Here is a 24268-nt window from a genome sequence, read left to right as displayed (position 1 = left end):
TGTGTCCGTAATGAGTTCAAAAGGCAGGAAGACGAAGCGAAGGGCGGCAAGCCGCTGCGAGGACCGGTCCGGGAACGCGAAACGTCAATTATTGCGGCCAGGGCGACCACGCCATTGACGAAGCCTGCAAAAACGACGGAAGTACCCGATGGCACTGCGCAGGCAGTGCTTTCAGGTCGCGGCAAGCGGACCATGTGACCCTCGTATTATTGTGTTCTGGGTTGAGACCGAGCTTAGCCTTGTTCATTTTTTTACACAACACCTCCGTAAAAAATAAAACACGGCGTACCGGAGATAGCCCTTTACGCAGGAAATAGCGGATAATGGTTTGCCCCGATATGCAGCAAATCTGCCGTAGATGTGCCATTTCAGGGCATCATGGGGTTGGCTTGACATCAGTATCTCTTTTCGATTGACTGGTCTTGCAAGCCCCCCTTGATTGATATTTTTAACAACAAAGGTGTTGCATCATGTCGGTACCCCCGCGTGCCGTTCAGCTTAACGAAGCGAACGCGTTCCTTAAGGAACATCCTGAGGTTCTCTACGTTGACCTTCTGATTGCAGATATGAATGGTGTGGTGCGTGGCAAGCGCATTGAGCGCACCAGCCTCCACAAGGTTTACGAGAAAGGCATCAACCTGCCTGCTTCCCTCTTCGCCCTGGACATCAACGGCTCCACCGTCGAAAGCACCGGGCTGGGCCTGGACATCGGCGATGCTGACCGCATCTGCTATCCCATTCCCGATACGCTCTGTAACGAGCCGTGGCAAAAACGCCCCACCGCCCAGTTGCTGATGACCATGCACGAGCTGGAAGGCGAGCCGTTCTTCGCCGACCCGCGCGAAGTGCTGCGTCAGGTGGTGACCAAGTTCGACGAACTGGGCCTGACTATCTGCGCCGCATTCGAACTGGAGTTCTACCTGATCGACCAGGAGAACGTGAACGGCCGGCCGCAGCCACCCCGCTCGCCAATTTCGGGCAAGCGCCCCCAGTCGACCCAGGTGTACCTGATCGACGACCTCGACGAATATGCCGACTGCCTGCAGGACATCCTCGAAGGCGCGAAAGAACAAGGCATCCCGGCCGACGCCATCGTCAAGGAAAGCGCTCCGGCGCAGTTCGAAGTCAACCTGCACCACGTGGCCGACCCGCTCAAGGCCTGCGACTACGCGGTACTGCTCAAGCGGTTGATCAAGAACATCGCCTACGACCATGAAATGGACACTACCTTCATGGCCAAGCCCTACCCGGGCCAGGCAGGCAACGGCCTGCACGTGCACATTTCCGTGCTGGACAAAGATGGCAACAACATCTTCACCAGCGAGGATCCCGAGCAGAACGCCGCGCTACGTCACGCTGTCGGCGGTGTGCTCGAGACCCTGCCCGCGTCCATGGCATTCCTTTGCCCGAACGTCAACTCGTACCGCCGCTTTGGCGCGCAGTTCTACGTGCCGAACGCGCCGAGCTGGGGCCTGGACAACCGCACCGTGGCGCTGCGCGTGCCAACGGGCTCCGCGGACGCCGTGCGCATTGAGCACCGCGTGGCCGGTGCCGACGCCAACCCGTACCTGATGATGGCTGCGGTGCTGGCGGGCGTGCACCATGGCCTGACCAACAAGGTCGAGCCGGGCGAGCCGATCGAAGGCAACTCGTACGAGCAGCTGGAGCAGAGCCTGCCGAACAACCTGCGCGATGCCCTGCGCGAGCTGGACGACAGCGAGATCCTGAACAAGTACATCGATCCGAAGTACATCGACATCTTTGTCGCGTGCAAGGAAAGCGAGCTGGAAGAGTTCGAGCACTCGATCTCCGACCTCGAGTACAACTGGTACCTGCATACCGTGTAAACGAAAACGCCGCCCCTCAAGGGCGGCGTTTTTTGTTTGAGACCGGTGTCGCCTGCTTCGCGGGCACGCCCGCTCCCACAGGTAAGCCATAGGATTCAGCCCTCGAAATTACCCTGTGGGAGCGGGCGAGCCCGCGAAGAGGGCGGCCCAGGCTTACAGGGGCTTCTCGAAAATCTTCGAATTGCGCTGGTAGTTGTACAGCGAAGCCCGCGCCGCCGGCAGCCGCTCCACCCCACTCGGCGCAAAGCCGCGCTCGCGGAACCAGTGCGCCGTGCGCGTAGTCAGCACGAACAAAGTACTCAAGCCCATCTGCCGTGCCCGGCTCTCGATCCGTTCCAGCAGCTCGTCCCCACGCCCGCCATGGCGGTACTCCGGGTTCACCGCCAGGCAAGCCAGCTCCCCGGCCTCGGAATCGGCAATCGGGTACAGCGCCGCACAGGCGATAATCATGCCCTCGCGCTCGACCACGCTGAACTGCTCGATCTCTCGCTCCAGCACTTCGCGTGAACGGCGCACCAGGATGCCCTGCTCTTCCAGCGGGCTGATCAACTCCAGCAAGCCACCCACATCCTCGATAGTCGCCTCGCGCACCACTTCGAACTGTTCCTGCGACACCAGCGTACCGCCACCGCCACGGGTGAACAGCTCGGTGAGCAGCGCGCCGTCCTCGGCATAGCTGACGATATGGCTGCGCGCCACACCGCCTTTGCAGGCCTCGGCCGCAGCATCCAGCAGTTCGCCCTGGTAGTCGCTGCCAAGACGCTGCAGATGCGGGGTAACCTGCTGCGGGCGCAGTTCGCGCACCAGCCTACCGTCAGCGTCCAACAAGCCCGGCTCGGCGCCGAACAACAGCAGTTTGTCGGCGCCCAGTTCGATGGCCGCGCGAGTAGCCACGTCTTCGCAGGCCAGGTTGAAGATTTCCCCGGTAGGCGAGTAGCCCAAGGGCGACAACAGCACGATGGAGCGCTCGTCGAGCAGGCGGCTGATGCCCTTGCGGTCGACCCGGCGCACTTCGCCAGTGTGGTGGTAGTCCACGCCTTCGAGCACACCGATCGGCCGCGCGGTGACCAGGTTGCCGGACGCCACGCGCAGGCGCGAGCCCTGCATGGGCGAAGCGGCGATGTCCATCGACAGCCGCGCTTCAATGGCCAGGCGCAGGGCGCCGACGGCATCGATCACGCAATCCAGGGTAGCCGCATCAGTAATACGCATGCCCCGGTGGTAGTGCGGGGTCAGGCCGCGATCGGCCAGCCGGCTTTCGATCTGCGGGCGCGAACCATGCACCAGCACCAGCCGCACGCCGAGGCTGTGCAGCAGCACCAGGTCGTGGACGATGTTGCCGAAATTAGGGTGTTCCACCCCATCGCCAGGGAGCATGACCACGAAGGTGCAGTCGCGATGGGCATTGATATAGGGGGATGCATGACGCAGCCAGTTGACGTAATCGGGCATGACAGAGCCTGTGGATAAGTGGACGGAGAACGGCGATGCAGGGGGCGTTCAGGATCATCGTCGGAACAGGCTTGCGGTCACGCGCGGTCTCCTCTAGGCAGGAACGAATCAGTTCGATTGACGTTTAGTGCAGGCAATAGTGCCGGATCAGGTCACGCAATAGACGCACGGTAGGCTCGATTCGTGACATTTCAAGGTATTCGCCAGGCTGGTGGGCGCAGGCAATGTCGCCAGGGCCCAGCACAATGGTCTGGCAGCCCAGTTGCTGAAGATAAGGTGCTTCGGTGCCGAACGCCACCGCTTCAGCGCGATGACCGGTCAGGCGCTCCGCGACCTGAACCAGTTCGACATCGGCAGCCTGCTCGAACGGCGGCACCTCCGGGAACAGCGGCGCATAGTCGATGCGCACCTCATGGCGCTCTGCAACCGGCAGCAGTTTTTCGCGAATGGCCGCGCGCAGTTGCTCCACATCCATGCCCGGCAGCGGCCGCAGGTCGAACTCCAGGGCGCACTGGCCGCAGATACGGTTGGGGTTGTCGCCGCCGTGGATGCAGCCGAAGTTCATGGTCGGGGTCGGCACGGTGAATTGGGGGTTGCTATAGGTTTGTTGCCACTGCTGGCGCAGGCCCATCAGCTCGCCCATGACCGCATGCATGGCCTCCATGGCGCTGCGGCCCAGGCTTGGGTCCGACGAATGGCCGCTGCGACCGAGGATGTCGATGCGGTCCATGAGGATGCCCTTGTGCATGCGGATCGGCCGCAGCCCGGTAGGCTCACCGATGATCGCTGCACGGCCCAGTGGCTGGCCGGCCTCGGCCAGGGCACGGGCGCCGGACATGGAGCTTTCTTCGTCGCAGGTGGCAAGGATCAGCAGCGGCTCCTTGAAGTCGTGCTCCAGCAGCGGGATGACCGCTTCGATGACCAGGGCGAAGAAGCCCTTCATGTCGCAACTGCCCAGACCGACCCAGCGGCCATCGGTCTCGGTAAGCTTCAACGGATCGCTGGCCCACAACTGTTCGTCATAGGGCACGGTATCGCTGTGCCCGGCCAGCACCAGCCCTCCCGGGCCGGTGCCACGGCTGGCCAGCAGGTTGAATTTGCCGGGGCTGACCTGCTGGATATCGCACTTGAAACCCAGGTCGCCCAGCCAACCGGCCAGCAGGTCGATAACCTGGCGGTTGGACTGGTCCAGCGCAGGTTGGGTACAGCTGACCGAAGGCGCGGCGATCAAGGCGGCAAACTGGTCTTTCAGCGTCGGCAACGGCATGCGCGTACTCCTCGGAAACGTTGCCCATCATAGGACTATCCGCTGTCTGGAATAAACCGTTGAGGGCTGACTGCTGTAGACTCTCTGCCAACCACGCCCCCTCTTTCGAGTCTGTGATGCACAAAGAAACCGAACTGAAGCTCCGCGCCAGCCGCGAGACCCTTGCCGCCCTGCGCGAGCACCCTCTGCTGAAAAAGCGCAACAAGTCCGGCTGGCAGACCCGTGAACTGCTCAACCAGTACTTCGACACCCCCGAGCGTGAGCTGTCCGCCGCCCGTGTCGCCCTGCGCCTGCGCCGCGATGGCGACGCTGTCATTCAAACCCTCAAGTGCCGCGGCCAGAGCGTGGCCGGCCTGTCCGAGCGCAACGAGTACGAATGGAACCTGGACAAGGTCAAGCTCGACCTGAAGAAGCTGGACGCCACCTGCTGGCCCGAGCAACTGGCCAACCTGGACAAGAAAACCATCAAGCCGCTGTTCACCACCGACTTCAGCCGTGAATACGCTGAAATCGCCTGGGGCCGTGGCAAGAGCAAGGTGGTGATCGAGGCTGCGCTGGACCAAGGCTTCGTGATCGCCGGCAAGCGCAAGGAAGAGATCTGCGAGCTGGAGCTGGAATTGCGCGAAGGTGAACCGCAAGCACTGCTGGAACTGGCTGCAGAACTGGCCGCCAGTCTGCCACTGATGCCGTGCGACATCAGCAAGGCCGAGCGTGGTTACCGCCTGCTGGAACCGGACAGCTACGAGCTGGCCCTGCCACACACCGCGCTGGAAGCCGAAATGGCCCTGGACGACGCCTATGCCGCCCTCGCCTGGCAACTGCTGGGCAGCAGCCAGCGCCTGGCCGAGCAGTACCGCCACAACGGCCACTGGCGCCTGCTCCAGGACTGGGTCGAGTGCCTGAGCGAGCTGCGCGCGCTCACCGCCAGCCTGGGCCAGGCAGCACCGCGCGCAACCACCCGCGACCTGCGCGCCAGCCTTGATGCCTTGCTTGAAGACTGGCGCCCGCTGGTGCAGGCCGGCAACGATGACGAAGACATCCGTCGCGCCGCGCCTGAGCAGTTTGCCGAAGAACTGGAAGACGTACGCTGGGGCCAGTTCTCGCTGGAAACCTCACGCTGGCTGATGGCCCGCACCTGGACCACAGAGCGCAAGGGCCGCGGCGAACGCCAAGGCAAGGCACAACTGGCCAGCTGGCTGGGGCACTTGCTGGGCGAGGAAGGCCGCGCGTTGAAGCTGCCGCTGTACACCCAGCGCCCGGAAGACCTGGCCGAGCAGCTGCCACGTATCGAGCAGCTTCTGGCCTGGCTGCACCACGCCCGCCAGGTGCTGGAAGCGCCGCAGATGGACCGCCTGTACGGCGACCTGAAAAAGCTGCACGAACTGGCCGAGCAGCCCATCAGCGATGAAGTGCTGGAAGCGCGTATCGAACAGGCTCGGGCGGTGGACCAGAGCCGCGGCTGGAAGCACCTGCTCAAGGCGTGATACCGCGTCGCCTGCTTCGCGGGTAAACCCGCTCCTACAAAGGGTTCGCGCCAGGCGTGAGGCCGTGTGTAGGCACGGGTTTACCCGCGAATGACCTCACCGGTGTAGGAGCGGGTTTACCCGCGAATGGCCTCAACGCGATAGCGGCAGGCTAGTGGTGGACTTGATCTCGGAAAGCGCCACAATCGAGTTCACCTCCTGAATCCCCGGCACGTTCGACAGTTTTTCGAAGAAGAACCGCTCGTAGGCCTCGATGTCCGACGTGACGATACGCAGCAGAAAGTCCACAGCCCCCATCAGCACATAACACTCCAGCACCTCTGGGAACCCGCGGATCGCCTCGGTGAACTCGGTGAAGTTGGAGCGCCCATGGGCGTTCAGTTTCACTTCGGCGAAAATCTGCGTGTTCAGGCCGACCTTCTTGCGGTCCAGCAAGGTCACCTGCCCACGAATCACCCCCTCTTCCTTCAAGCGCTGAATGCGCCGCCAGCACGGCGATTGCGACAGCCCGACGCGCTCGGCGATCTGTGCGCTGGACAGCGAAGCGTCCTCCTGCAGCAGTTCGAGGATGCGACGGTCGTAGGCGTCCAGCTCGCTGTGCATTATTCATTCTCCAAAACGGCTTTTATTGAATAATTGAATTCACCATTAAGGTGAAACAGCGCAATCATAGCGAAAAAATGCCGCCAGCAACGTGCAAGAATTTCTCCCTCATTTGCGGAGACCAGCATGAACGCACAGCCCCGTACCGACGCCTGGGCCGCCACCAACGCCCACAGCACCGTGCACTATCGCCTGCAGGCCGAGGCCGAGCCCGATAGCCTGTGCCGGGTGCTCAACCTGTTCGCCTTGCAGTTCCTGACCCCGCATAGCGTGCAGGTCAGGCAGCAGGATGACTGGCTGGATATCGAAATCGGCATTGGCGGGTTGAGCTGGCACCGGGCCGAGGTCATAGCACAGAAGCTGCGTAACCTGGTGTGTGTGGGTGAGGTGAGCCTGACCAACTTGCAGCGAGTGGCGTTGGCAGTGGTCTGAACCACCCTCTCTGCCGGGCCTGTACCGCATAGCACTAAAGGCCCGTGCGATCCCTTTAGGAAAGGGTCCACCCGCGAAGCGTCCGATACAGGCGCAGCAAAATTCCGAAACCTTTCACCTCCGATAGCCTCCCGCCGCCCGGCTAGCCTTGATCAGCACTACCCGATCAGGCACGGACGCCAACCATGCACACCCCCGACAACCCTGCACTCGACCTCAAGCGCGTGCTCCAGGCCCTGCTCGCTGACCAGCACCTGCACGTCAGCGATACCCTGCAAGTACTCGAACACGCCGCTGCCCACCCTGCCAGCCACCCACTGGAGCACATCGCCGCCTGCAGCCTGGAAAGCCGCCAGCACCCCGGCCAGCCCTACCTGCGCATCGACCCCATGCAACTCGACCTGCCCCAGGTCACCGGCCTGATCTCCCCAGCCTTCGCCCAGCGCCACGGCATCCTCATCGTCGCCGCCGATGCCTCCAGCGTCACCGTCGCCAGCGCCCAGCCTTTCCAGGATGACTGGCAGGCCGACCTGGCCCGCAGCCTCGGCCGGGAGATCCGTCGCGTACTGGCCAGCCCGCAGCAGATCCGTCAGTCAGCGCAGTCGTTCCACCGCCTGGCCCAGTCGGTAAAAGGCGCGCAATACCAGCAGTCGGCCAGCCTGGGGGAACTTGAGCAATTGCTCGAGCTGGGCAAACGCCAGGCCGAGGCCAGCGCAGACGACGCGCACATCGTTCATATCGTCGACTGGCTGTTGCAGTACGCCATCGAGCAACGCGCCAGCGATATTCACCTGGAACCGCGCCGCGAACAGGGCCAGCTGCGCTACCGCATCGATGGCCTGCTGCACACCGTCTATGCCTTCCCCGCCGGGGTCACCCTGGCCCTCGTCAGCCGCCTGAAACATCTGGGCCGCATGGACGTTGCAGAGAAGCGCCGGCCGCAGGACGGCCGGCTACAAAGCCGCCTACCGGGCGGTGGCGAAGTGGAGCTGCGGCTTTCGACCCTGCCCACCCCGTTTGGCGAGAAACTGGTGCTGCGCCTGTTCGACCCGCACCAGTTGCAAGAGGGCTTCGAACGCCTTGGCCTGCAAGGCCAGCAACTGGCCCAATGGCAGCGCCTGCTACGTCAGCGCCAAGGCATCATCCTGGTCACCGGCCCCACCGGCTCTGGCAAGACCAGCACGCTGTACACCAGCCTCAAACTGCTGGCCACACCTCAGGTCAACCTGTGCACCATCGAAGACCCGATCGAGCGCCTGGAACCAGCCTTCAACCAGCTGCAGGTGCAGCCAGCGCTGGACCTGGGGTTCGCCAACGCGGTCAGGGCCATGCTGCGCCAAGACCCCGACATCATCATGATCGGCGAAATCCGCGACCGCGAAACCGCCCTGGTGGCAGTGCAGGCAGCGCTGACCGGGCACCTGGTGCTGTCGACCCTGCATACCAACGACGCCTGTGCAGCCATCACCCGCTTGCAAGAGCTGGGTGTGGCCGACTACCTGATCAAGGCGACGCTTATCGGGGTGATGGCCCAGCGCCTGGTGCGAACCGTCTGCACCGACTGCCAGGCAGGCTCATCAGCTACCTGCCGAGCCTGCCGCGGCACCGGCTTTCAGGGGCGCACGGGATTATTCGAACTGCTCGAGCCCAGCGACACCTTGCGCGCATTGATCGGCCCTGATGCCGACCTGACCCGTTTGCGGCGCCAGGCGCTGGCCGATGGCCTGGTTGACCTGCGCCGTTGCGGCGAGGCCAAAGTGGCCGCTGGGCAGACCCGTACCGAGGAAGTGCTGCGCGTCTGCAACTGACGAAAAGTCCTTTGTATTCAAGGAACTTGCCTTGCCTGTAAAGATCCAAGCGCGCATCTTCAATCATCACCCTTCGAGGTGTTTCAAAATGCGTCTCAAAACCGCCATTGCCGCGGCTACCTTGCTTTCGCTGCCTCTTGGCTCGGCCATGGCCGATACCTTCTGGCGTAACGTGATGACTTCCGGCGCTACCACGGCGTCAAGCTACCTGACCTCGCGGGATCACAAGCGGGTAGTGGCCGCGCAGGATGACGCCAGCAGTTTCGTCGCCAGCGAAGGCGCGATCCGCGGGCCGTTCCTGGAAGCGGCCATGCGCGAGGCACGGGCAGAGAACCCAGGGATGCAGGCTTCCGACATGGAGCTGGCCAATGCCATCCTGGCCAAGAATGCGGTAGCCGAGTAACTGCGTCGCCTGCTTCGCGGGTAAACCCGCTCCTACAGGTACCCGCGAAGCATCCAACACCAACCTCAGCGATAAGCCTCCACCGGCACACACGCACAGAACAGGTTCCTGTCCCCATATACGTTGTCTACCCGGTTCACCGCCGGCCAGTACTTGTGCTGGCGCACGTGAGCACTGGGGGCCACCGCCTGCTCCAGGCTATACGGCTTGTCCCACACCCCCAGCACATCAGCCAAGGTATGCGGTGCATGCTTCAGCGGGTTGTTCTCCGCTGGCCAGTTGCCCTGCTGTACTTCGTCAATTTCCGCCCGAATCGCCAGCATCGCCTCGACAAACCGGTCCAGCTCGGCCTTCGATTCACTCTCGGTCGGCTCCACCATCAACGTGCCCGGCACAGGGAAGGACATGGTCGGTGCGTGGAAGCCATAGTCCATCAGGCGCTTGGCCACGTCCTCTTCGCTGATGCCTGTCAGTGCCTTCAACGGCCGTAGGTCGAGGATGCATTCATGCGCCACGCGCTGATTACGCCCACGGTAGAGCACCGGGAACGCCGCGCCCAACTGGCTGGCGAGATAGTTGGCCGAGAGGATAGCCACCTCGCTGGCGTCGGCCAGCTGCGGGCCCATCATGGCGATGTACATCCAGCTTATCGGCAAGATGCTTGCACTGCCCCAAGGCGCGGCGCTGACCGCGCTATTGTTCGGGTCCAATCCAGGCACCGGCACTACCGGGTGGCTGGCGACGAACGGCTTGAGGTGCGCGCGGATACCGATCGGCCCCATACCCGGGCCGCCGCCACCGTGGGGAATGCAGAACGTCTTGTGCAGGTTCATGTGTGAAACATCGGCCCCAATGTCTGCGGGGCGCGCCAGGCCCACCTGGGCATTGAGGTTGGCACCGTCCATGTAAACCTGGCCACCGTGCTGGTGCACCACAGCGCAGATTTCGCGTATCCCCTCTTCGTACACACCATGGGTCGAGGGGTAGGTGATCATCAGGCACGACAGACGCTCCCCGGCCGCGTGTGCCTTGGCTTTCAAGTCTGCCAGGTCGACGTTGCCATCGTTGTCGCAGTCGACAATCACCACTTCCATGCCAGCCATCTGTGCCGACGCCGGGTTGGTGCCGTGGGCCGACGACGGGATCAGGCACAACGTACGCATCGGCTGATGGCGGCTGCGGTGATAGCGCGTGATGGCCATCAGGCCGGCGTATTCACCCTGAGCACCGGAGTTGGGCTGCATGCAGATCGCATCGAAGCCGGTGATCGCGCACAGCCAGTTTTCCAGTTCGTCGATCATCGCCTTGTAGCCTGCCGCCTGGGCAGCAGGGGCGAACGGATGCAACTGGGCGAAGCCGGGCCAGGTAATGGGGATCATCTCACTGGTGGCGTTGAGTTTCATGGTGCACGAGCCCAACGGGATCATCGACTGGTTCAGCGCCAGGTCCTTGTTCTCCAGTTGCTTGAGGTAGCGCAGCATCTCTGTTTCGCTGTGATGCAGGTTGAACACGGGGTGGGCGAGGAATGGCGTGCGTCGCACCAGGCTGGCGGGGATGCCTTCAGGCAGGGCCAACTGGTCGAGGGCGGTGATTTCCAGGCCGTGATCCACCCCCAGGAAGATGTCGAGCAGGCGCAGCACCGTCTGCTCGTTGCAGGTTTCGTCCAGGCTCACCCCCAAGTGCCCGCGACCGAGAATGCGCAAATTGATGTGCGCGGCCTCGGCGCTTTCAATGATGGCCGCCTGGGCACCGCCAACATCCAGGGTAAGGGTATCGAAGAAGTGCTGATTGAGGCGTTTGATGCCCTTGGCCTCGAGGCCGGCAGCCAGGATGAAGGTCAGCCGGTGCACACGCTGAGCGATGCGCTGCAGGCCTTCCGGGCCGTGGTACACCGCGTAGAAGCCAGCAATGTTGGCCAGCAGCACCTGGGCCGTGCAGATGTTGGAATTGGCCTTTTCGCGGCGAATATGCTGCTCGCGGGTCTGCAGGGCCATCCGTAATGCGGTGTTGCCACGGGCATCGCGCGATACGCCGATGATGCGCCCCGGCATAGCCCGCTTGTAGTCGTCGCGACAGGCGAAATAGGCCGCGTGAGGCCCGCCATAGCCCATCGGCACACCAAAGCGCTGGGTCGAGCCCAGCACCACATCGGCGCCCAGCTCTCCGGGCGGCGCCAGCACCACCAGGCTTAGCAGGTCAGCGGCTACGCAGGCCAGGGCCTGCTGGCTGTGCACCTGGTCGATCAACGGGCGCAAGTCGCGCACTTCACCGTGGGTGTCGGGGTACTGCAGCAAAGCGCCGAACACGGAGTGCTTGGCAAGATTATCCACAGAGTCGACGATCAGCTCGAAGCCGAAGCCCTCGGCGCGGGTCTTGAGTACCGATAGGGTCTGCGGATGACAGTGCTCGTCGGCAAAGAAGGTGTTGCTCGTGTTGCGTGCCACCCGCTTGGCCAAGGCCATGGCCTCGGCGGCAGCAGTGGCTTCATCGAGCAGCGAGGCATTGGCCAGAGCCAGGCCAGTGAGGTCAATGACCATTTGCTGGAAGTTCAGCAGCGCCTCCAGCCGGCCTTGGGCAATTTCGGGTTGGTATGGCGTGTAGGCGGTGTACCAGCCGGGGTTTTCCAGCACGTTGCGCAGGATGACCGTGGGGGTGATGGTGCCGTGGTAGCCCATACCGATGAGGCTGGTCCAGACCTGATTCTGTTCGGCGTAACCGGCGAGCTTGGCCAGGGCGGCTTGCTCGTCCAGTGCCGCTGGGAGGTCGAGGGGGCGATTGAGGCGGATGTCGGGCGGAACGGTCTGCTCGATCAGCTCGTTGCGGCTGGCGATACCCAGCGCGTTGAGCATGGCCTGCTGCTCTGTGGCATCGGGGCCCAGGTGACGGCGCAGAAATGGGTTGAACTCTTGCAGTTGATGCAGGCTTGGCGACTGGGACATGACGACGCTCTCTTCCTGGACCAGGTCTCATGGAGACTTACAAGTCTAGGAAGGGATTGCCGATTGTGCGGGGAAACTTGTCTGCAGGCCCGGCCTCTTCGCGGCTAAAGCCGCTCCTACAGGGGCTGCACCCGCCTCGAATGCAGTGCTGTACCCGTGTAGGAGGCTTTAGCCGCGAAGCAGGCGACGCGGTCTTACTCGCCAATCAGGGCCTTGTAGCCAGCAGCATCCAGCAACTTGTCCAGCTCGGCCGGGTTGCTTGGCTTCAATTTGAAGATCCACGAATCGTAAGGCTCTTCGTTGAGCAGTTCCGGGCTCTCAGCCAGCTCTTCGTTGACCGCAATCACTTCGCCACCGACCGGGGCGTAGATGTCCGAAGCGGCCTTGACCGACTCCACCACACCCGCAGCGTCGCCAGCGCCAAACACTTTGCCGACTTCAGCCAGCTCGACGAACACCACATCACCCAAGGCTTGCTGGGCGTGATCGCTGATTCCCACGGTCACACTGCCGTCGGCTTCCAGGCGAGCCCACTCATGGCTTTCGGCAAAACGCAGGTCGGCGGGGATATTGCTCATGTCTTGAATTCCTCGATTGGCTCAGCGGTACGCCCGCCGGTTATAAATTGTTCAGATCAGGATCTTGCCGTGGCGCACGAAGGTCGGTTTGACCACCCGCACCGGGTACCACTTGCCGCGAATTTCTACCTCGGCCCGATCACCGGTAGCCATAGGCACGCGCGCCAACGCAATGGACTTGCTCAGCGTAGGCGAGAAACTACCACTGGTGATCTCCCCTTCGCCAATACCGGCTACACGTACTACCTGATGGGCGCGCAGTACACCGCGCTCTTCCAGCACCAGACCCACCAGTTTTTCCTGCACGCCGTGCTCGATTTCCGCAAGCAGGCCGGCACGGCCGATGAAGTCGCGCTCGGCCGGTTCCCAGGCGATGCTCCAGCCCAGGTTGGAGGTGAGCGGGGTGTGGTTTTCGTCGATGTCCTGGCCGTACAGATTCATGCCGGCTTCCAGGCGCAGGGTATCGCGGGCGCCCAGGCCGCTTGGGGCGATACCGGCACCGACCAGGTCGTTGAAGAAGGCCACCGCCTGATCGCCCGGGAAGATGATCTCCAGGCCGTCCTCACCGGTATAGCCGGTGCGGGCAATGAACCAGTCGCCGTCGGCAACGCCCTCGAACGGGCGCAGTTCGCGGATGAGTGCAGCGCGCGCGGGGCTGAGCAAGGCCGCGACCTTTTCGCGGGCACGCGGCCCCTGGATGGCAAGGATGGCCAGATCAGGGCGGACCTGGAAGTCCACGGAAAAACCGGCACGTTGCAATTGCAGCCAATCGAGCACCTTGGCACGGGTGGCGGCATTGGTGACCAGGCGATAGCCGGTTTCAGTGCGGTAGACAATCAGATCATCGATCACCCCGCCCTGTTCGTTCAGCAGCGGGCTATACAGCGCCTTGCCGGTGTCGTCGAGGCGGGCCACGTCGTTGGCCAGCAGACGCTGCAGCCAAACAGTGGCATCAGTGCCGTCGACATCGATCACGGTCATATGAGAAACATCGAAGACGCCGCAATCGCTGCGCACCTGATGGTGCTCCTCGACCTGCGAGCCATAGTGCAGGGGCATGTCCCAGCCACCGAAATCGACCGTCTTGGCGCCTAGCGCCAGGTGCAGGTCATACAAAAGCGTGCGCTGTCCCATGGGTTTCTCCTTCCGGGCGTGGCGAAGCGGCGGCGGTCGATGACGTTGGGTCGTCAGCTGTTCTTGTTACTCACACCCGCCGCGCGAATGCCGCGCATTGTAGCCGCAAGGTCGCAAGCTGACATCCTCAGTGACTGTGACCGGGTCGGCGGGCCGAACGGCGAATCAGTCCGATGACCGGCAGCAGCCCCACCATTACCAAGGTCAGTGCCGGCAGCGAGGCTCGCGCCCATTCGCCCTCGCTGGTCATCTCGAACACCCGCACAGCGAGGGTGTCCCAGCCGAACGGCCGCATCAGCAAGGTGGCGGGCATTTCCTTGAGCACGTCGACGAACACCAGCAGCGCGGCACTAAGGGCACCGGGTACCAGCAGCGGCAGATATACCTTGAAAAACAATCTTGCGCCGCCGACACCCAGGCTGCGCGAGGCTTCGGGGAGTGAGGGGCGGATGCGTTCCAGGCTGCTCTCCAGCGGCCCGTAGGCCACCGCGATGAAGCGCACCAGGTAGGCCAACAGCAACGCCGAGAGGCTGCCTAGCAGCAGCGGCTTGCCGGCGCCGCCCAGCCAGCTGGACAGCGGAATGACCAGGTGGTTGTCGAGGTAACTGAAGGCCAGCATGATCGACACCGCCAACACCGAACCGGGCAGGGCATACCCCAGATTGGCCAGACCAACCCCGGCGCGGATACCGCCCGTCGGTGCCTGGCGCCGGGCAAAGGCCAGCAGCAGCGCCACACATACCGTGACCAGCGCCGCCATGCTGCCCAGGTAAAGGGTGTGCAGCACCAGGCCGATATAACGCTCATCCAGGTCATGCCGGCCGCGCTGCCAGAACCACGCCAGCAACTGCAGCAACGGGATGACGAAAGCGCAGGCGAACACCAGCAGGCACCAGCCACTGGCCAGCAGCGCCTTGAGTCCACGCAGTTGATAAAGCGCCTGCACGCGTGGTCGTTCGTTGCCGCTGCGGCTGGCACCACGGGCGCGGCGCTCGCCGTACAGCACCAGCATCACCGCCAGCAACAGCAAGCTGGCCAACTGGGCCGCACTGGACAAGCTGAAGAAGCCGTACCAGGTCTTGTAGATGGCCGTGGTGAAGGTGTCGAAGTTGAATACGGCCACTGCACCGAAGTCGGCCAGGGTTTCCATCAGCGCCAGGGCGATACCGGCACCGATCGCCGGCCGCGCCATGGGCAGGGCCACCCGCCAGAACGCCTGCAGGGGTGACAACCCAAGTACCCGCGCCGCCTCCATCAGCCCCTTGCCCTGAGCCAGGAAGGCCGTGCGTGCCAACAAGTAGACATAGGGGTAGAACACCAGCACCAGAACGGTGATTACCCCTCCGGTGGAACGCACCCGGGGCAGGCGCATTGGCCCGAACACCTCGCGCAGGGCGCTTTGCACCGGGCCGGCAAAGTCCAGCAGGCCGACGAAGACAAACGCCAGCACGTAGGCCGGGATGGCGAACGGTAACATCAGCGCCCAGTCCAGCCAGCGTCGACCAGGGAAGTCGCAGAGGCTGGTGAGCCAGGCCAGGCTGACGCCCAGTACGGTGACACCAATGCCCACACCCACCACCAGGGTCAGGGTATTGCCGAGCAGGCGGCCCATCTGGGTGTCGAGCAGGTGGGACCAGATCTGCAGGTCGATGGATTGCCAGGACAGCAGCAGCACGCTCAGGGGCAGCAGCACCAAGGCGGCGATCAGGGAGACCGGGAGGTACCAGCGGCGTTGGGGGGTGTGGGGCAAGGCTGAAATCTCGAGTGCGATGGCGACCGCTGCGCGGTCGTTCGCGGGTAAACCCGCTCCTACGGGGACCGCGCAAGGCAGTGCAGATCCTGTAGGAGCGGGTTTACCCGCGAAAGGGCCCTAACGGGCCCAAAGAGGATAAAGCCTGGCGCTTAGTTGTAGCCAGCCCGATCCATCAGGCGAATGGCTTCAGCCTGGCGCTTGCCGGCAATTTCCACCGGAATGCTGTCGGCCTTGAAGCTGCCCCACGCCGCCACTTCCTCCGATGGTTTCACCTTCGGGTTGGCCGGGAATTCCTGGTTGATGTCAGCAAACAGCTTCTGAGCTTCTTCGCCGGTCATCCATTCAACCAGTTTCTTCGCGGCTTCCGGGTGTGGCGCGTGCTTGGTCAGGCCGATACCCGAGAGGTTCACGTGAACGCCACGGTCACCCTGGTTGGGCCAGAAGATCTTCACCGGCAGGTTCGGGTTCTGCTTGTGCAGACGGCCGTAATAGTAGGTGTTGACCACGCCCACATCACACTGCCCGGCCTCGATGGCCTGGATCACCGCGTTGTCGTCGGAGAACACATCGGTGGACAGATTGTTGACCCAACCTTTGACGATTTGCTCGGTCTTGGCCTCACCGTGGGTTTCAATCAGGGTGGCGGTCAGCGACTGGTTGTACACCTTCTTTGCCGTGCGCAGGCACAGACGGCCTTCCCACTGTTTGTCAGCCAGGGCTTCGTAGGTGCTCAATTCTTCGGGTTTGACCCGCTCGGTGGAGTAGATGATGGTGCGGGCGCGCAGGCTCAGGCCGGTCCAGTCGTGCGACGAGGCGCGGTACTGCGACGGGATGTTCTGGTCGATGACGTCGGACTCGATCGGCTGCAGGATGCCCATCTGCTCAGCCTGCCACAGGTTGCCTGCATCGACGGTCAGCAACAGGTCGGCCACGCCGTTGTCGCCCTCGGCCTTGATGCGCTGCATCAGCGGGGCTTCCTTGTCGGTAATGAACTTGATCTTGACACCGGTCTTGGCGGTATAGGCATCGAACACCGGCTTGATCAGCTCGTCGATGCGCGAGGAGTACACCACCACTTCGTCCGCTGCCTGGGCAGTGCCGCCGAACAGGGTCAGGGCCAAGGCGGCCAGTAGGGGCTTGCGTGGCAACATTTTAAGCACTCCTCGATCGTATGAGAGGTGCGAATGGTAGTGAATCCCATTTTCTGGCTCACCTACCTAGGCGTTACCGGATGTTGCAAAGGACTACCACAGGTGATTGCGCCACGCTGTGGGAGCGGCCTGGTGTCGCGAAAGGGCCGCAAAGCGGCCCCGCCACTCTCAAGCCTTGGCCAGATCCGGCAGGTCACCACTCAAACCCAACGCTTGGCGCACAAACAGCGCCTTGGCCTCCGGCATCTGCTCCACCAGCTTCAACCCGCTGTTGCGCAACCAGCGCAACGGCAGCGGATCGGCCTGGAACAACCTCTCGAACCCCTCCATCGCCGCCATCAACGCCAGGTTGTGTGGCATGCGCCGCCGCTCGTAACGGCTCAGCACCTTCACATCGGCCAGCCTCTCGCCACGCTCGCAGGCATTGACCAACACCTCGGCCAGCACCGCCGCATCGAGAAAGCCCAGGTTCACGCCCTGCCCGGCCAACGGGTGAATGGTGTGTGCAGCATCACCGATCAAGGCCAGGCCTTCATCCACATAGCGCTTGGCGTGACGCTGGCGCAGCGGCACGCACACCCGTGGGTCGGCCTGCAGCACGTCCCCCAGACGCCCTTCGAAGGCCCGCTCCAGGGCCTGCAGGAAGGCCGCTTCATCCATCGCCATCAGCTGCTCGGCATGCTCCGGGGTGGTCGACCAGACGATCGAGCACCAGTCCTGCAGGCCATCGCGGGTCAACGGCAGGAACGCCAGCGGACCTTCGTCAGTGAAGCGCTGCCAGGCCGTGGCCTGGTGCCCGGCGCTGCAACGCACGCTGGTGACAATGGCATGGTGCAGGTAATCCCACTCGCGGGTTTCGCAGCCGGCCAGACGCCGCACCGCCGAATTGGCACCGTCGGCAGCGATCACCAACGGTGCCCGCAGTTGCCGGCCATCCGCCAGGGTCAGCAGCCACTCATCGCCGGAGCGACGCAATTGCTCCAGCCGCGCATTGGCCAGCAGGCCGATGTCGCTGTCGTGCAGGCGCTCCAGCAGGCCGTCCTGCACCACCCGGTTCTCGACGATATGGCCGAGCACCTGGGCATGCACACTGGCCGCCGAAAAGTGAATCTGCCCGGTGCCGCTGCCATCCCACACATGCATGTCGGAGTACGGCGTGGCGCGCCGCTGGGCAATGCCGTCCCAGGCGCCAAGGCGCTCGAGGATGCGCTGGCTGGCCGCCGATAGCGCGCTGACACGCGGCTCGAACGGGGCCTGGGCATCGAAGGGTACAACCGTCAGCGGGCCACCATCGAGCAACAAAATTTGCAGGCCACTGTGGCGCAACGCCAAGGCCAGGGCGCTGCCGACCATACCGGCACCGACAATCAACAGATCTGCGCGCATTTCCATGCCTTACGCCTGCCTCGCTTGCGGCTTGAGCCGCACGTATAGGGTTTTATCGACCCGCGCCACCAACTCGCCGGCGCCATCGCGGATATCGACCTGCAAACGCGGCAGGCATTTCTTGCCGGTGGCGGCCTGCTGGCGAATTTCGTCCAGCAGCGCATCATCGACGTGGAGTTCGGCATACACCGGGCCTTTGCCCGGCGAGATGAAATCGATGCTGGCGGCCTTGTCCCAGACGATGTAGTCACGCCCCAACTGCTCGATCAGCAGCAGCATGTAGAACGGGTCGACCATGGCATACAGGCTGCCACCGAACTGGGTACCGACGTAATTGCGGTTCCAGCGGGTCAGCTTCATCGCCACCTTGACGCTACGCAGGTCCGGGCTGATGTGCTGCACACGGATACCGGCACCCAGGTAAGGTGGGTAGAGGTTCAGCATCCAGCGAAGCATGCGCGCCCGGCGCGCCAGTTTACGCGGGTTGCTCATGCCTGGCCCCGCGGATCAGGGCGGGTGCCCAGGCCCATGGCCTGGCGGGCGAACCAGCTTTTTGCCGGTGGCAACAGGTCGAGCCCGAGCAGGCCAAGGTTGCGCCCGGCCGTCAGCAACGGCTGATTGCTGCCGAACAGACGGGTGACCTGGTCGGAGAAGCCGATGGTCATCGCCTGGTCCAGGCGCTGGCGCTGGTGATAGGCCTGCAACGTGGTCAGGTCGCCAGGCTGCTGTGGACCCGCCAGCAGTGCTTCGGCCAGGGCCTGCACGTCACGCAGCGACAGATTGAAACCCTGGCCCGCGATGGGGTGCAGGCTGTGTGCTGCGTTGCCCAGCACCACCAGGTGCGGCCGCACCTGCTCCTGGGCCTCGATCAAGGACAGCGGGTAGAGGTGCCGTACACCCACCTGGCGCAGCGCGCCCAGGCGGTAGCCGAACACACCCTGCAGTTCGCGCAGGAAACTGCGCTCGTCGATGTCGGCCAGGCGCCGCGCATCCATGCCCTGGCGGGTCCACACCAATGCGCAGCGGTTTTCCGGCAACGGCAGCAAGGCCATGGGGCCCTCCTCGGTGAAGCGCTCGAAAGCCTGGCCGCCGTGGGCCTCACCCGGGGTAATGTTGGCGATCAACGCGCTCTGCTGGTAAGGCGTGTGCCGCACATGGATTCCCAACTGCTCGCGCAGGCCAGAGCGACCACCATCGGCCAGCACCGCCAGGTCACATTCCAGCTGAGTGTCGTCGTTCAGCCCCAGCCGGTAGCCGCGTTCGATGGCCTGCATCGAGGTCACTTCCGCCGGGCAGCGCCAGCTCACCACCTCGCTGTCCAGCCCTTGCCACAGGCACTGGCCGAGCCAGGCGTTTTCCACCACGTAACCCAGCGCCGGTACGCCCTCTTCCAGGGCATCCAGGCGGGTGGCGCCAAAGCGACCACGGTCGGACACGTGAATCTGGCGAATAGGCTCGGCGCGGCGGCCGATGGCCTGCCACAGGCCCAGTTGCTGATAAATCTGCTGGGTGCCGAATGACAACGCCGACGAGCGCGCATCGTAGCTGGGTTGGTAGTTGTCGCCGGGGGCGAACGGCTCGATCAGCAGGATCTTCCAGCCGCGCGCCTTGGCGCCGGCCTGCAGGGCCAAAGCCAGGCTTGCGCCAACCAGGCCACCGCCGATGATCGCCAGGTTTACCCGGCTCATGCCACGGCCTTGCGGGCAGCCTGCATCAGCGCCTCGATCTCGGCGACCGTACGCGGCACACCCGAAGTCAGGATTTCACAACCTTGCCTGGTCACTACCACGTCGTCCTCGATCCTTACCCCAATGCCGCGCCACTTTTTGGCCACGGCCTGATTGTCGGCGCCAATGTAGATACCCGGCTCCACGGTCAGCGCCATGCCGGGTTCCAGCACCCGCCACTCGCCGCCCACCTTGTACTCGCCCACGTCGTGCACATCCATGCCCAGCCAATGCCCGGCGCGGTGCATGTAGAAGGCGCGATACGCTTCGCTGTCGATCAGCGCCTGCACATCCCCTTCAAGCAAGCCCAGCTCCACCAGGCCCGCAGTGATGACCCGCACGGTCGCCTCATGGGCGTGGTTCCAGTGCTTGCCGGGGGCTATTTCGGCAAACGCCGCCGCCTGCGCCTTGAGCACCAGCTCGTAGATGGCCTTCTGCTCGGGCGAAAACCGCCCACTGACCGGGAAGGTGCGGGTGATGTCGCTGGCATAGCAGTCGATTTCGCAGCCGGCGTCGATCAGCACCAGGTCGCCGTCCTTGAGCGGCGCATCGTTCTGTTGGTAGTGCAGGATGCAGCCGTTGCGCCCGGCCGCAACGATCGAGCCGTAGGCCGGCATCTTCGCCCCGCCCTTGCGGAATTCGTAGTCCAGCTCGGCTTCCAGGCTGTACTCGTGCAGCCCGGCGCGGCAGGCCTGCATGGCCCGCACGTGGGCTCGCGCAGAAATGTCTGCGGCAGCACGCATCACCTTCACTTCCGCCGCCGATTTATACAGGCGCATATCGTGCAGCAGATGATCCAGCGCAACGAACTCGTTTGGTGGCTGGGCGCCCAGGCGTGCCTTGGAGCGGATCACGTTGATCCAGTCCATCAGCCGGCGATCGAACTCCGGGTTGCTGCCCATGGCGCTGTAGACCCGCTCGCGGCCTTCGATCAGGCCAGGCAGGATCTCGTCGATATCCGTGATGGGGAAGGCATCGTCGGCGCCGAAATCACGCACCGCCCCTTCCTGGCCGGCCCGCAGGCCGTCCCACAGCTCGCGCTCAGGGTTGCGTTCACGGCAGAACAGCACGTACTCGCCATGCTCGCGCCCTGGAATCAAAGCAATCACCGCCTCGGGCTCCGGGAAGCCGCTGAGGTACTGGAAGTCGCTGTCCTGGCGGTACACGTGTTCGACGTCGCGGTTGCGGATGGCAACCGCGGCGGCGGGCAGAATAGCGATGCTGTTGGGGACCATCTGCGCCATCAGCGCCTTGCGCCGACGGGCATATTCGGCCTTGGGAATGTGGCTCATGGGCAGACTACCCCTGGTTGATCAGTGCAGCGACGGCTTGGGCGCGGGTGCGGCCGGCTTGGCCAGTTCGGAGAACAGCAGCAGGGGCGCCACGCGCAGGTATTCCATGACTTCCATGTAGTCGCTCTCGCCGTCCTCGGATTCTTCGAGCGCTTCCTGGACCTGCGAAATGGCCACCAGGTCCTGCAGCACTTCCTTGGCCTCGTCGGACAAGTCCTTACCGCCAGCGTTCAGGCCGAAACCGGTCACGAAGCCTTGGCACCACTGGCCCAGCGCGGTGGCGCGGTCGCTCAGTGCAGCATCATCGGTAGGCAGCAGCAGGACGATCGCCATGTCGTCGCTGGTCAGCTCGCCCTTGACCATTTCCTGCAAGCCGATCAAGGCATTGCGGACACTGTCACCAGGCTCGGTTTCCAGCAGTTGGGCGGCATCGGCCAACCAGGCATCGGCATCGAAGCCGGCGCCGGCGCAGCTGCGGCCAATCAGCAGGCCGTGCAGTTCGGCCGGGGTGACGGGATGACCATTGCTCGAGAGCAGCATGGCGAAGGCGTTGTAGGGCGATTGAGTATTGGGCATGGGCAGCTAGGCGCCAGACGGCGCAATGTCTAGAATGAAGACCTTGTATCCTAGCACCGGCAGGCGCGCCAAGACCATCTGCACTGGCCGTTGCCGCCCAGGGGGAGGCATCATCGCCAGGTGACTCAACGACGGAGCGAATCGAGTGCAACCCACGCAAGAGAACGACCTGCAGGCACTGATGAGCCGATTCGAGTTGCTGATCGAACGCGTCGAGCAACTAAAACGGCAAAATGCACTCCTAGTAGCTCAGGAAAAGTCCTGGCGCGAAGAGCGCGCCCACCTCATCGAAAAGAACGAGATCGCCAAGCGCAAAGTCGAGTCGATGATTTTACGCCTCAAGGCTCTGGAGCAAGACTCATGAGTTCAAGCAATAGCGTCACCGTGCAGATCCTCGACAAGGAATACTCGATCATCTGCCCGCCGGAAGAGCGCAACAACCTGGTCAGCGCTGCGCGCTACCTGGACGGCAAGATGCGCGAGATCCGCAGCAGCGGCAAGGTGATCGGTGCCGACCGCATCGCGGTCATGGCAGCATTGAACATTACCCACGAAATGCTGCACCGCCAGGAAGATCGCAACGATGCACCGGTCAGCGGCACAAACCGCGAACAGGTGCGCGACCTGCTGGATCGGGTAGATAAGGCTTTGTCCGACGACACGGATACCAAAATCGGCTGAGATTGGTATACTGGCGCCACTCCCTGGGGGATGCGCCAGTCGGTTATGTCCCTGAGCCGATACGCACAACCACGGGGGTTGCACGCTGGGGCCGGTGTGCATGTCCGCCCGACGGAAAGCCTTAACGCCCCCTGCAATCTCCACCTTGAACTTTCGGGTTCAAGGGCTACACCGATAGCGGTCTTATCGGGGAGCCTGAATTTTCTTGCCCGCCCTCCCCGGCGGGCAATTCGTTTTGGCCGACTTTATTCAAGCTTTGTACGAATAGTCACCGCGCAGGCACTTTTCGTATAAGGCAGCACATCTGGGACCGCCTGTGCCATGACCGAAACCGTGCCGCTCACCCGCCCCCAGCTACGTCGCCTGCTTCGCAATGCCCGCCGCGCCCTTACCCCTGCGCAGCAACGCCAGGCCACCCTCGGCCTGTACCGCCAACTGGCGCAACACCCCTTGTTCCGCCGCGCCCGCCACATCGCCCTGTACCTGCCCAACGACGGTGAAATCGACCCTCGCCTGCTGATGCGCGAAGCCCAGCGTCGCGGCAAGCGCACCTACCTGCCGGTGCTGCACGCCTGGCCGCGCACGCGCATGGTGTTCCAGCTTTTTGAGCAGGGTGAGAAACTCAAGCCCAATCGCTTTCGTATTCCAGAGCCGATAATCGATCGCAAACGCCAACGGCCAATCTGGGCGCTGGATCTGATTCTGCTACCGCTGGTCGGTTTTGACGAAGTGGGCGGACGCCTGGGAATGGGCGGTGGCTTCTATGATCGCAGCCTGGCCTACCAGGCGCGTCGGCAAACCTGGAAAAAACCGTTGCTGCTGGGGCTGGCGCATGAATGCCAGAAGGTCGAGCGGCTGGCGCAGGCCAGTTGGGACGTACCGCTGCAGGGTACGGTCTCTGACCGTGGCTGGTACCTGGCGCCACGTTGAGCGGCGCCAGCGGGGATATCAACGTTGTGGCTGGCCGGCGTCGACCGGCATCTGATAGGCGCTGTCCAGCTTGCGCTCCCAGAACCCTTGCGCATAACCGGTAGTGACCACACCCAGGCCAAAAATGAACACCAGGATCCACAGTAGATCCGGCTTTTTACGTTGATTCATCGAAGATTGCCCCCCAGGCAAACTGTTCTGTACTCGGCGATATTCTGGGTACCGCCGGTGCACGCGCTTTAAACGGTGCGCATTTTCCGACAACATGCGTCCGCACGCAAACCTTGACGCCAACCGACTGTCGGTTTCGTGCAACAGGTTATTTCAAACCTTTTCAGGAGCAGCATTCATGGCTTACTGGCTGATGAAATCCGAGCCCGACGAGCTCTCCATAGAAGCCCTCGCACGCTTGGGTGAAGCGCGCTGGGACGGCGTGCGTAACTATCAGGCGCGTAATTTTCTGCGGGCCATGAGCGTGGGTGACGAATTTTTCTTCTACCACTCCAGCTGCCCACAACCCGGCATCGCCGGCATTGCCAGAATCACCCGCGCGGCCTACCCGGACCCTACCGCGCTGGACCCGGAAAGCCATTATCACGATGCCAAGGCCACCACCGACAAGAACCCGTGGAGCGCAGTGGATGTGGCCCACGTACAAACCTTCCCAAGGGTGCTGGAGCTGGGATGGCTGAAACAGCAGGCCGGGCTGGTCGAGTTGCCGCTGGTGCAAAAAGGCAGCCGCCTGTCGGTCATGCCGGTAACGCCCGAGCAGTGGGCGGTGATTGTCGCGTTGCGCTGAATGCGCAGCTAAGGTCAAGGGCTTGA

The 24268-nt window shown here is 63.3% G+C and carries 23 protein-coding genes and 1 other RNA gene; 10 read left to right on the top strand and 14 right to left on the bottom strand.

All coding sequences use genetic code 11. The features are described 5' to 3' along the window. Nucleotides 1-470 precede the first annotated feature (470 nt). Nucleotides 471-1847, top strand: a complete 1377-nt coding sequence (locus ACF8GF_RS11265) for a glutamine synthetase family protein (protein WP_021783548.1) — start codon at nucleotides 471-473, stop codon at nucleotides 1845-1847. Nucleotides 1848-2000: 153 nt separating this feature from the next. Here ACF8GF_RS11265 and argA read toward each other — a convergent pair whose 3' ends face one another. Continuing rightward, on the bottom strand, nucleotides 2001-3299 hold the full coding sequence (gene argA, locus ACF8GF_RS11260; protein WP_176682814.1) for an amino-acid N-acetyltransferase: 1299 nt from the start codon (nucleotides 3297-3299) through the stop codon (nucleotides 2001-2003). A 124-nt stretch (nucleotides 3300-3423) separates the two neighbouring features. Further along, the gene (argE, locus tag ACF8GF_RS11255; RefSeq protein ID WP_021783547.1) at nucleotides 3424-4566 is read right to left on the bottom strand and encodes an acetylornithine deacetylase; all 1143 of its coding nucleotides are present in this window, start codon (nucleotides 4564-4566) and stop codon (nucleotides 3424-3426) included. Between the two features lie 116 nt (nucleotides 4567-4682). On the opposite strand from argE, the gene ACF8GF_RS11250 reads away from it, so the two are divergent. Further along, entirely contained in the window at nucleotides 4683-6050 is a 1368-nt protein-coding gene (locus tag ACF8GF_RS11250; protein WP_176682815.1) for an inorganic triphosphatase, read from the top strand. Nucleotides 6051-6182: 132 nt separating this feature from the next. On the opposite strand, the gene ACF8GF_RS11245 is transcribed toward ACF8GF_RS11250, so the two are convergent. Further along, complete coding sequence (locus tag ACF8GF_RS11245; RefSeq protein WP_003253717.1) at nucleotides 6183-6653, bottom strand: Lrp/AsnC family transcriptional regulator; 471 nt, start codon at nucleotides 6651-6653, stop codon at nucleotides 6183-6185. Nucleotides 6654-6779: 126 nt separating this feature from the next. Here ACF8GF_RS11245 and ACF8GF_RS11240 point away from each other — a divergent pair, with 126 nt between their 5' ends. The 3 genes from ACF8GF_RS11240 (at nucleotide 6780) to ACF8GF_RS11230 (ending at nucleotide 9296) form a co-directional block, all read left to right on the top strand. Beyond that, a complete protein-coding gene (locus tag ACF8GF_RS11240) occupies nucleotides 6780-7085 on the top strand; it encodes a hypothetical protein (RefSeq protein WP_209969256.1) in 306 nt (101 codons plus the stop codon). A 185-nt stretch (nucleotides 7086-7270) separates the two neighbouring features. After that, nucleotides 7271-8893, top strand: coding sequence for a GspE/PulE family protein (locus tag ACF8GF_RS11235; protein WP_392487773.1), 1623 nt, complete (start codon nucleotides 7271-7273; stop codon nucleotides 8891-8893). Nucleotides 8894-8981: 88 nt separating this feature from the next. Continuing rightward, nucleotides 8982-9296 (top strand): DUF2388 domain-containing protein, encoded by a 315-nt coding sequence (locus tag ACF8GF_RS11230; protein ID WP_176682818.1) that lies wholly within the window; start codon nucleotides 8982-8984, stop codon nucleotides 9294-9296. Nucleotides 9297-9361: 65 nt separating this feature from the next. Here the strand turns inward: ACF8GF_RS11230 and gcvP are convergent, their stop codons facing one another. The 10 genes from gcvP to ACF8GF_RS11180 all read right to left on the bottom strand — a co-directional run bounded on the left by gcvP (nucleotide 9362) and on the right by ACF8GF_RS11180 (nucleotide 21832). Then, nucleotides 9362-12235 (bottom strand): aminomethyl-transferring glycine dehydrogenase, encoded by a 2874-nt coding sequence (gcvP, locus tag ACF8GF_RS11225; RefSeq protein ID WP_392487774.1) that lies wholly within the window; start codon nucleotides 12233-12235, stop codon nucleotides 9362-9364. 194 nt (nucleotides 12236-12429) lie between these two features. Continuing rightward, nucleotides 12430-12813 (bottom strand): glycine cleavage system protein GcvH, encoded by a 384-nt coding sequence (gene gcvH / locus ACF8GF_RS11220; protein ID WP_176682820.1) that lies wholly within the window; start codon nucleotides 12811-12813, stop codon nucleotides 12430-12432. A 51-nt stretch (nucleotides 12814-12864) separates the two neighbouring features. Continuing rightward, nucleotides 12865-13947: a glycine cleavage system aminomethyltransferase GcvT gene (gene gcvT, locus ACF8GF_RS11215; protein WP_252460452.1), complete on the bottom strand. Its 1083-nt coding sequence runs from the start codon at nucleotides 13945-13947 to the stop codon at nucleotides 12865-12867. Between the two features lie 127 nt (nucleotides 13948-14074). Next, the gene (locus ACF8GF_RS11210; protein ID WP_392487775.1) at nucleotides 14075-15697 is read right to left on the bottom strand and encodes an ABC transporter permease; all 1623 of its coding nucleotides are present in this window, start codon (nucleotides 15695-15697) and stop codon (nucleotides 14075-14077) included. 152 nt (nucleotides 15698-15849) lie between these two features. Then, nucleotides 15850-16851, bottom strand: a complete 1002-nt coding sequence (locus ACF8GF_RS11205) for an extracellular solute-binding protein (protein WP_012054051.1) — start codon at nucleotides 16849-16851, stop codon at nucleotides 15850-15852. A gap of 168 nt (nucleotides 16852-17019) precedes the next feature. After that, nucleotides 17020-18237, bottom strand: a complete 1218-nt coding sequence (locus ACF8GF_RS11200; RefSeq protein WP_176683046.1) for a 2-octaprenyl-3-methyl-6-methoxy-1,4-benzoquinol hydroxylase — start codon at nucleotides 18235-18237, stop codon at nucleotides 17020-17022. Nucleotides 18238-18246: 9 nt separating this feature from the next. Further along, nucleotides 18247-18729 carry a DUF4442 domain-containing protein gene (locus ACF8GF_RS11195; RefSeq protein WP_176682822.1) on the bottom strand — a complete coding sequence of 161 codons (483 nt, stop codon included), beginning with the start codon at nucleotides 18727-18729 and terminating at the stop codon, nucleotides 18247-18249. Then, the gene (ubiH, locus tag ACF8GF_RS11190; RefSeq protein WP_209969241.1) at nucleotides 18726-19925 is read right to left on the bottom strand and encodes a 2-octaprenyl-6-methoxyphenyl hydroxylase; all 1200 of its coding nucleotides are present in this window, start codon (nucleotides 19923-19925) and stop codon (nucleotides 18726-18728) included. Before ubiH ends, ACF8GF_RS11195 begins: the two co-directional genes overlap by 4 nt. Then, nucleotides 19922-21256, bottom strand: a complete 1335-nt coding sequence (gene pepP, locus ACF8GF_RS11185) for a Xaa-Pro aminopeptidase (protein WP_003253692.1) — start codon at nucleotides 21254-21256, stop codon at nucleotides 19922-19924. Before pepP ends, ubiH begins: the two co-directional genes overlap by 4 nt. A 21-nt stretch (nucleotides 21257-21277) precedes the next feature. Next, nucleotides 21278-21832: a YecA family protein gene (locus ACF8GF_RS11180; protein ID WP_176682824.1), complete on the bottom strand. Its 555-nt coding sequence runs from the start codon at nucleotides 21830-21832 to the stop codon at nucleotides 21278-21280. Between the two features lie 181 nt (nucleotides 21833-22013). Here ACF8GF_RS11180 and ACF8GF_RS11175 point away from each other — a divergent pair, with 181 nt between their 5' ends. The 4 genes from ACF8GF_RS11175 (at nucleotide 22014) to ACF8GF_RS11160 (ending at nucleotide 23443) form a co-directional block, all read left to right on the top strand. Further along, nucleotides 22014-22196, top strand: a complete 183-nt coding sequence (locus ACF8GF_RS11175) for a TIGR02449 family protein (RefSeq protein WP_029886233.1) — start codon at nucleotides 22014-22016, stop codon at nucleotides 22194-22196. Then, on the top strand, nucleotides 22193-22513 hold the full coding sequence (locus ACF8GF_RS11170) for a cell division protein ZapA (RefSeq protein WP_003253687.1): 321 nt from the start codon (nucleotides 22193-22195) through the stop codon (nucleotides 22511-22513). Before ACF8GF_RS11175 ends, ACF8GF_RS11170 begins: the two co-directional genes overlap by 4 nt. Nucleotides 22514-22530: 17 nt before the next feature. Next, nucleotides 22531-22710, top strand: a non-coding RNA gene (gene ssrS, locus ACF8GF_RS11165) — 6S RNA. 124 nt (nucleotides 22711-22834) lie between these two features. Beyond that, nucleotides 22835-23443 (top strand): 5-formyltetrahydrofolate cyclo-ligase, encoded by a 609-nt coding sequence (locus tag ACF8GF_RS11160; RefSeq protein WP_176682825.1) that lies wholly within the window; start codon nucleotides 22835-22837, stop codon nucleotides 23441-23443. Between the two features lie 18 nt (nucleotides 23444-23461). Here ACF8GF_RS11160 and ACF8GF_RS11155 read toward each other — a convergent pair whose 3' ends face one another. Beyond that, nucleotides 23462-23614, bottom strand: a complete 153-nt coding sequence (locus ACF8GF_RS11155) for a hypothetical protein (protein WP_176682826.1) — start codon at nucleotides 23612-23614, stop codon at nucleotides 23462-23464. 178 nt (nucleotides 23615-23792) lie between these two features. On the opposite strand from ACF8GF_RS11155, the gene ACF8GF_RS11150 reads away from it, so the two are divergent. Next, nucleotides 23793-24242 (top strand): EVE domain-containing protein, encoded by a 450-nt coding sequence (locus tag ACF8GF_RS11150; RefSeq protein WP_103469582.1) that lies wholly within the window; start codon nucleotides 23793-23795, stop codon nucleotides 24240-24242. The last annotated feature ends 26 nt before the right edge of the window (nucleotides 24243-24268 follow it).

The sequence above is a fragment of the Pseudomonas sp. yb_5 genome (genome assembly GCF_043103865.1).
GTDB lineage: Bacteria > Pseudomonadota > Gammaproteobacteria > Pseudomonadales > Pseudomonadaceae > Aquipseudomonas > Aquipseudomonas putida_Y.
Note: the sequence above shows the minus strand (reverse complement) of the source record. Positions and strands in the feature narration are given on the sequence as shown.